Genomic DNA, 8,182 nt, shown 5'->3' on the forward strand with positions numbered 1-8,182 from the left:
TTTTAATTTTGCTACGCAAAATCGGCCAGCTGAAGCGGCCTCTACGAGCGCATTGCACCGTTTAAGATATTCTCCCCATTATTCGACTGCGCCGAATTTAGCAGCTAAAGCAGCGACTACAAAGGCGGTAAGCTGAGATTTTATTGAGAGAAAAGTCGAGCATCAGGCTAGGCTCTTGCTGCTATCTTTAGCCCTTACCATCAAAATATTTTTTCAGATCTTATCTCTATTTTTCTGTGGGTTCCGTTGCCAATGGGTTTGTCTACCGACTTCTAGTTGTTAGCTTTCAGCTTTCTGGGCGCTTATTTTCTGTCAAGCTTAATACATAATCCATTAGCTCAGGATAAAAGCGCATAAACGCCTGCTCCATTTGGGGGTAATGTGCTTGTAGAATAGGCGCACAGTGCGGCAGCGGGGTGGGGCGGCGAAAGCGCTGATCAATGCGTGCCAGCGCCACACTAATACCCTCTAATGACTGATAGCTGGCCAATAACTGATATTGCTGCATGCGCGAGACTAAGGTCTCCATGGCGGCGGGCCAATGCTTATCGGGAATAAGCAGTGCATGCGCTTGGTCAATAAAATCACTGAGCGGTTCGGCACTAAAACAACCCCAATGCTTAGCCAAAAAGTGGTCAAACATCATATCCATAATAATGCCGCCAAAACGCCGATAGGGGCTGGGTAAAGCTCGTACAGCTCCTAAATGTTGAGGATGGGCATCGGTAAAAGAGTCAATACGTCTGTGTAGCCAAACTCCTAACTCTAAATCAGCAGGGAGCGAGGTGCTGCTACTGATATCACCTTTTACATACTCGCCTAATAATGATCCTGGCAGGCTGGTTTGGCTCAGTTGGGCCAAATGCAGGTGGGCTAGGTAGTTCATGGTACAGGCTTACCGTACGGACAAAGCATCATCATCATCGTCTTGAGTGAGGGCTAAATCCAGATCGTCCTTGTCTAGCTCATCATCAGGCTGCTCTGCCAACTGTGCGTCCAGCACCTCAAGCAGATGAATAGCCACGGTCACAAAATCACTGTCGGTGACAATGCCCACTAATTTACCTTTGTCAGTGACGGGCAAACAGCCATATTTGTGCTGTTGTAAATACTGTGCCGCCTCGCGCACTCCTGCTCTAGGGCTGACGGTGGTCACGTCTTGTATCATCATTTGAGACAACTGATGTTGTTGTAAAAATGCTCCATCATGATCTTGTTCTAGACTTGACTCTTGAGCCGCTAAGATATCCCGCTGACTCACCAGCCCCACTAAGGTGTCTTCTGATAGCACGGGGAGATGGCGAATATGATGGCGTTGCATCAAGGTGCGTGCTTCACCTAAGGTGGCGGTTGGGGGCAGCCCAATTACATCGCGGGTCATAATTTCAGAGACGATAGCTGGCATAAGGTATTCCTTCTCTTTGATGTTGTTTTAATATCAAGATAGTCGAACGATAACGTCTTGTCTGATGATCACCATAAAGGGAGATGTCATCAAGTGCCTATTACATTGACCTTACGCTATATCACAATAATATGCATTATGATGCGATAACAGCGAATTGCCTTGATCCAGTGGGGCGCCCTCACTAGACTATCGCTCGTTATTACAAGAGGTTGCCTATGCTGGTTAGCAAATTTTCTTTTGAGCTCCCCGACGAGCTCATTGCCCGCCACCCTATGCCAGAGCGCGGCGCGAGTCGTTTGTTACAGCTAGAGGGGAATAGTGGCGAGATTAGCCACGGCTATTTTCACCACGTATTAGAGCGTGTGAACCCTGGAGACTTGCTGGTCTTTAATAATACACGGGTCATTCCTGCCCGAATATTTGGTCGTAAGGCCAGTGGTGGCAAGTTAGAAGTCTTGGTTGAACGGGTATTAGATGACAAGCGGGTGCTGGCCCATGTTCGCGCCTCTAAAGCCCCTAAACCGGGTAGCGCCCTGATCCTTGAGCCAGATGTCAGTGCTACTATGGTGGCGCGCCACGACGCTTTATTTGAAATTGAATTTCATGATGACACGCGCACCGTATTAGAAATATTAGAGGCGGTGGGTCATATGCCGCTGCCGCCTTATATTGATCGCCCCGATACAGAAGCGGACAAAGAGCGCTATCAAACGGTTTATAATGAAAAGCCCGGTGCGGTGGCAGCCCCCACTGCGGGGCTGCATTTTGATCAACCCTTACTGGATGCATTAGTGGCTAAAGGAGCAGAGCTGGCCTTTGTGACTTTGCATGTTGGGGCGGGCACCTTTCAACCGGTGCGGGTTGATAATGTGCTTGAGCATCAAATGCACTCTGAATACATAGAAGTGCCTGCTGAAGTCGTAGAAAAGGTACTAGCGACGAAAGCCCGTGGTGGCCGTGTAATTGCCGTCGGTACTACCTCGGTGCGTTCATTAGAAAGTGCGGCAAAAGTGGCGCTAGAAAATAACACTGTGCTGGCGCCCTTTTATGGGGATACCGATATTTTTATCTATCCCGGATACCGTTTTCAGCTGGTTGATGCCATGATCACTAATTTCCACTTGCCAGAGTCTACTTTGATCATGCTGGTCAGTGCATTTAGTGGCTTTGAGCATATTAAAGAAGCCTATCGCCAAGCCATTGAACAGCGATACCGCTTTTTCAGCTACGGCGACGCTATGTTTCTTACTCGACAACAGGAATTGGGGAACAGGGAATAGGGATTGAGTAATTCCAACTCCCAACTTCCTAGTCTCTAATCTCAAAAATAAAGGTCAGACTGTTTCTCTGGCCGTAAGAGGTAACACATGAAGTTTGATTTGCACACAACCGACGGCTTAGCCCGTCGTGGCCGCCTGACTTTTGACCGTGGGGTGGTTGATACCCCAGCCTTTATGCCGGTTGGCACCTATGGCACGGTAAAAGGCATGACTCCAGAAGAAGTGGCGGATACCGGCGCCCAAATTCTGCTGGGTAACACCTTTCATTTGTGGGTACGCCCCGGGCAAGAGGTGATGAAGCTACACGGTGACTTGCATGATTTTATGAACTGGCAAGGTCCCATTTTAACCGACTCCGGTGGTTTTCAGGTATTTAGCTTAGGCGATATCCGTCAAATTACTGAAGAGGGGGTGTACTTTAGAAACCCCGTCAACGGCGATAAAATTTTCTTATCTCCGGAAGTGTCTATGGAGATTCAGTACGATTTGGGCTCAGATGTGGTGATGATCATGGATGAGTGCACGCCGTTTCCTGCCACTTGGGAGGAAGCGAAAAAATCCATGGAAATGTCATTGCGCTGGGCAAAGCGCTCTCGCGATCACTTTGACAAACAAGGTAATAAAAATGCCCTGTTTGGTATTATTCAAGGTGGTATGCATGAAGACTTGCGCGATGTCTCTTTAACCGGCCTGCTGGATATTGGCTTTGACGGTTATGCCGTTGGGGGCTTGGCAGTGGGTGAGCCTAAGCCTGAAATGCACCGTATACTGGAGCATATCTGCCCACAAATTCCGGCCGACAAACCCCGTTACTTAATGGGCGTGGGTAAGCCTGAAGATTTAGTAGAAGGCGTGCGCCGTGGCATTGATATGTTTGATTGTGTGATGCCAACCCGAAACGCGCGTAATGGCCATTTATTTACCACAGACGGTGTGGTTAAAATTCGTAATGCTAAGCATAAAATCGATACCGGCCCGCTAGATACTGAGTGTGATTGCTACACCTGTAAAAATTATTCTCGCTCTTATTTACATCATTTAGATAAATGTAATGAGATATTAGGCTCGCGTTTAAACACCATTCATAACCTACGCCACTATCAACGCGTAATGGAAGGTTTACGTCATGCTATCGAGCAAGGTAAATTAGACGACTTTGTTGCTGAGTTTTATCAGCGTCAAGGTAAAGCTGTCCCGCCCCTAGGGCAGTCGGCTAGTGCTGACGAGCAATCGTAGGGGAAACAATTCAGAGCAAAGGGCAGAGCCGTGCTGTGTCTTTTGTTTTTAATGACAATGTATCAATACGTTAATCATCAATAAGGAACTAAAATTTATGAACTTTATCTCTAATGCTTATGCACAAGGCGGCGCTGCAGGTGGTGGTATGGAAATGATCATCATGTTGGCGGTATTTGGTTTGATCTTCTATTTTATGATTTTCCGCCCTCAGTCAAAGCGAGTGAAAGAACATAAAAATCTAATGGCATCTCTAAGCAAGGGTGATGAAGTACTCACCAATGGTGGCTTAGTGGGTAAAATTGCAAAAATTACCGAAGACAACGACTACGTGCTGCTGAGCTTAAGCGAGCAAAGCCAAGTGACCATTAAAAAGGACTTTATTTCTGCTGTCCTTCCTAAGGGTTCTATCCAATCCCTTTAATTCCTTGCTAAGGAGCACAGCGTGTTAAACCGATATCCGCTGTGGAAATACTTGATGGTGATCGCCGTGATCACCATCAGTTTTCTATATGCAGCACCCAATTTATTTGGTGAAGACCCTGCGTTGCAGGTGTCAGGTACTCGTGGCAGCCAAGTCACTGCCGCTGAACTAGCCAAAGCACAAGCGACGTTACAAACCGCGGGCATTGAGATTAAAAGTGCCGCGCTAGAAGACGACCAGCTATTGGTGCGTTTTCGTAATACCGATGATCAGCTTAAAGGAAAAGAGCTAGTCGCCGCAGAGCTAGGCGATAATTATATTAGTGCCCTTAACTTAGCACCCGCCACCCCTCATTGGTTAGAAGCGTTAGGCGCAGGCCCGCTTAAGCTGGGGCTTGACTTGCGAGGCGGTGTGCACTTCTTAATGGAAGTGGACATGGATGAAGCTCTTAGCCGTGTTCAAGAGCAAAGAATCCAAGATTTTCGTACCGACTTACGTGAGCAGCGTCTGCGCTACTCTGGGGTGTTAAGCAAAGACCAAGGCACGTTAGCGGTATTTCGAGATGCTAACACGCGAGATAAAGCACTGAGCTTTTTACAAGGGCGTTATCCTGATCTTGTGTTTTCTGAGCGTGATAGCGGCGATAACTTTGGGGTGTTCGCACTGATGAGTGAGCAGCGCCTTAAAGAAGTCAAAGAATACGCACTTCAGCAAAATATTACGATTATTCGTAACCGAGTTAATGAACTTGGGGTAGCCGAGCCGCTGGTGCAACGTCAAGGTGCCGAGCGCATAGTGGTACAGCTGCCCGGTATTCAAGACACGGCCCGCGCTAAAGAAATCTTAGGCGCAACCGCGACACTAGAGTTTCGTTTAGTTGATGATAAGGCCGACAGTGCTGCTGCCAGTGCAGGACGGGTGTCAGCCAACCGCGAATTACTGCAAGACCGTAATGGTCGTCCAGTAGTGCTGCATAAGCGGGTGATTTTAACCGGTGAGCATATTGTTGATGCCAGCTCGAGTATGGATGAGTTTAGCCGTCCGCAGGTCAATATTAGCCTAGATGCGCCAGGTGGCAGCCGCATGGCTGATTTTACTAAGGATAACGTAGGCCGCCCCATGGCGACTGTGTTTACTGAGTATAAAACCGGCGACAAGGTGAATGAAGATGGTTCACGCCAATTCAACAAGCACCAAGAAGTGATCAACGTGGCCACTATTAAGTCGCGACTGGGTAGAAGCTTTCGGATTACTGGCATCGACTCTATGGCAGAAGCGCAAAACCTGTCTTTGCTATTACGCGCAGGCGCATTAATAGCCCCCATTCAAATAGTTGAAGAGCGCACCATAGGGCCAAGCTTGGGTAAGCAAAACATCGAAAACGGTATCATGGCCATGCTCTATGGCATGTTAGCTGTGGTGGTGTTTATGGCGATTTACTATCGTAAGTTTGGCTTGGTAGCCAATGCGGCTTTGTTGGCGAACTTAGTCATTATTATCGGCGTGATGTCTATGGTACCTGGTGCCACTATGACACTGCCCGGTATTGCCGGTATTGTGTTAACCATAGGGATGTCGGTGGATGCCAACGTGCTTATTTTTGAGCGAATACGTGAAGAAATACGCGACGGTCGCAGCATACAGCAGGCTATTCATGTTGGGTACGATAAAGCCTTAGGCACCATTGCCGACTCTAATATCACCACCCTGATCACCGCCATTATTCTGTTTGCCATTGGTACTGGTCCCATTAAGGGCTTTGCCGTGACACTGATTATCGGCATTTTGGCGTCTATGTTTACCGCAATTGTGGGAACGCGAGCGCTGGTTAACTTGCTCTGGGGCGGTAAGCGTCTCAGCAAACTATCGATATGAGGAAAAAAGATGTTTGAGATCCTCAAAACCCGAGCGCCGATTCGCTTTATGCACTACTCGAAATTGGCCAGTGCCTTTTCGGCCGTGCTTATCGTGTTGTGCTTTGCCACTTTGTTTACCAAAGGCTTGAACTGGGGGCTAGACTTCACCGGCGGCACTGTGGTGGAAGTGGCCTTTGAGCAATCGGTTAACTTGGATGACGTTCGCACTGGCTTAGAGCAAACCGGTTTAAGCAATGCCACAGTGCAAAACTTTGGCAGCAGCCGCGATGTGTTAATACGCTTAACCCCGCAAGATGGTGTCGACGTACAGCAACAAGGCGAAGCGGTATTAGCCGCCATGGAGCAAGTACAGTCTAATGTGGTGATGAAGCGGCTGGAGTTTGTGGGGCCTGCTATTGGTAAAGAGCTGGCCGAACAAGGTGGCCTAGCCATTTTAGTCGCACTCTTGTGCATCATGCTTTATGTTGGGGTACGCTTTGAATGGCGATTAGCCTCAGGGGCGGTTATTTCTTTGGCACACGATGTGATTATCACCCTAGGGGTATTCTCATGGAGCCAAATAGAAGTGGACCTAACCATAGTGGCGGCGCTACTTACAGTGGTGGGGTATTCACTTAACGATACCATAGTGGTCTTTGACCGAGTGCGCGAAAGCTTTCGCCGTGTTCGCGAAGCCACCACAGCACAGGTATTTGATGAAGCCATTACCGACACCCTAAGTCGTACCCTGATCACCTCTATTACCACCTTAGTGGTGGTGATTGCGTTATTCTGGAAAGGGGGCGCGCTTATTCACGGCTTTGCAACCGCGTTGCTGTTGGGTATTGCGTTTGGTACCTACTCTTCTATTTATATTGCCAGTGCTTGGGCTATGATGTTTGGGGTAAAGCGCGAACACATGCTGCCGCCACAAATAGAAAAAGAAGGCGCCGATCAAGAGCCATTAGTTTAATCGTCGTGTCAATTAAAGGGTCCTACGGGACCCTTTTTTTATCATAATGTATTTGCCTAATGACAAATGACGCGCAGCTGCATAAGATGAATTTATAATAAGACAAGTTCGGAGCCGTCTTGAACCAAAGATTATTTCTCGGCCCTTTAGTATTTGTTGGCTGCCTGTTAATAGGTTGCAGCTCACCTTCAGTCGTTCCGGCTACCTTGGTGTTGCCTGTACCTATGCAAGTATCCTACGAAAGCGAACTGGGCATCGCCCGTATCGGGCAAATGTTAAGCTCCCCTGGGTTAACATCGGAGCAGCGTGCTGAGTTATTTTTTCAGCGCGGTGTTATTTTTGATCGTGTAGGCCTGCGTGCCATGGCGCGGTTAGACTTTAATCGTGCCTTACGAGAAAAGCCTGACTTTGCTGATGCTTATAATCTCAATGGTGTGTATTTCACACAAAATCAGGAGTTTAGTGAAGCTTATGAAGCCTTTGATTCGGCCCTAGAGCTGTCGCCTGATTATGAGTATGCCAACCTTAATCGCGGCATTGCTTTGTACTACGGCGGCCGTCCCCGATTAGCGGCAAAAGATTTAAAAGTGTTTTTAGATGCTCAGCCAAACGATCCTTACCGGTTATTACTCTGGTACCTGGCGTTGGAGCGTTTAGACCCTTCGTTAGCCGCTATGATGTTGCAGCAGTTTCAACAAAATTACGGTAATGATGAATGGGCATGGGATATTGTGCAGGTTTACTTAGGTAATAAAACGGAAGAGCAATTATTAAGCCGTATTGCCGAAGAAAGTACAGATAATCGACAATTAGCCGAGCGCTTATGTGAAGCCTATTTCTACTTAGGTAAGCGAGCTCAGCAAGAGGGCAATATTGAGGAAGCGAAAGTGTACTTTAAGTTATCACTGTCCACTAACGTCTACGACTTTGTTGAACACCGCTACTCACTGCTTGAATTAGATTTAATGGAGCAAGCTCATTAGCGCCAAGCGCCAAGCGCCAAGC

8 protein-coding genes are annotated in these 8,182 nt (G+C 47.8%); 6 read left to right on the forward strand and 2 right to left on the reverse strand.

All coding sequences use genetic code 11. The features are described 5' to 3' along the window. Nucleotides 1-286 precede the first annotated feature (286 nt). Nucleotides 287-886 carry an ACP phosphodiesterase gene (locus ACTHY5_RS06915; protein WP_441878089.1) on the reverse strand — a complete coding sequence of 200 codons (600 nt, stop codon included), beginning with the start codon at nucleotides 884-886 and terminating at the stop codon, nucleotides 287-289. Between the two features lie 9 nt (nucleotides 887-895). After that, nucleotides 896-1,405 (reverse strand): CBS domain-containing protein, encoded by a 510-nt coding sequence (locus ACTHY5_RS06920; protein WP_441878091.1) that lies wholly within the window; start codon nucleotides 1,403-1,405, stop codon nucleotides 896-898. A 218-nt stretch (nucleotides 1,406-1,623) separates the two neighbouring features. Between ACTHY5_RS06920 and queA the strand changes: the two genes are divergently transcribed. The 6 genes from queA (at nucleotide 1,624) to nlpI (ending at nucleotide 8,160) form a co-directional block, all read left to right on the forward strand. After that, the gene (gene queA, locus ACTHY5_RS06925; RefSeq protein ID WP_441878093.1) at nucleotides 1,624-2,688 is read left to right on the forward strand and encodes a tRNA preQ1(34) S-adenosylmethionine ribosyltransferase-isomerase QueA; all 1,065 of its coding nucleotides are present in this window, start codon (nucleotides 1,624-1,626) and stop codon (nucleotides 2,686-2,688) included. A gap of 87 nt (nucleotides 2,689-2,775) precedes the next feature. Beyond that, nucleotides 2,776-3,924, forward strand: a complete 1,149-nt coding sequence (tgt, locus tag ACTHY5_RS06930) for a tRNA guanosine(34) transglycosylase Tgt (RefSeq protein ID WP_441878095.1) — start codon at nucleotides 2,776-2,778, stop codon at nucleotides 3,922-3,924. Nucleotides 3,925-4,021: 97 nt separating this feature from the next. Then, nucleotides 4,022-4,348: a preprotein translocase subunit YajC gene (gene yajC / locus ACTHY5_RS06935; RefSeq protein ID WP_441878097.1), complete on the forward strand. Its 327-nt coding sequence runs from the start codon at nucleotides 4,022-4,024 to the stop codon at nucleotides 4,346-4,348. A 21-nt stretch (nucleotides 4,349-4,369) separates the two neighbouring features. Beyond that, nucleotides 4,370-6,223, forward strand: coding sequence for a protein translocase subunit SecD (secD, locus tag ACTHY5_RS06940; RefSeq protein WP_441878099.1), 1,854 nt, complete (start codon nucleotides 4,370-4,372; stop codon nucleotides 6,221-6,223). A gap of 9 nt (nucleotides 6,224-6,232) precedes the next feature. Further along, nucleotides 6,233-7,177: a protein translocase subunit SecF gene (gene secF / locus ACTHY5_RS06945; protein ID WP_441878101.1), complete on the forward strand. Its 945-nt coding sequence runs from the start codon at nucleotides 6,233-6,235 to the stop codon at nucleotides 7,175-7,177. A gap of 119 nt (nucleotides 7,178-7,296) precedes the next feature. Then, the gene (gene nlpI / locus ACTHY5_RS06950) at nucleotides 7,297-8,160 is read left to right on the forward strand and encodes a lipoprotein NlpI (protein ID WP_441878103.1); all 864 of its coding nucleotides are present in this window, start codon (nucleotides 7,297-7,299) and stop codon (nucleotides 8,158-8,160) included. The last annotated feature ends 22 nt before the right edge of the window (nucleotides 8,161-8,182 follow it).

The organism is Oceanisphaera sp. (assembly GCF_052084945.1).
In the GTDB taxonomy this organism is placed as follows: Bacteria; Pseudomonadota; Gammaproteobacteria; order Enterobacterales; family Aeromonadaceae; genus Oceanimonas.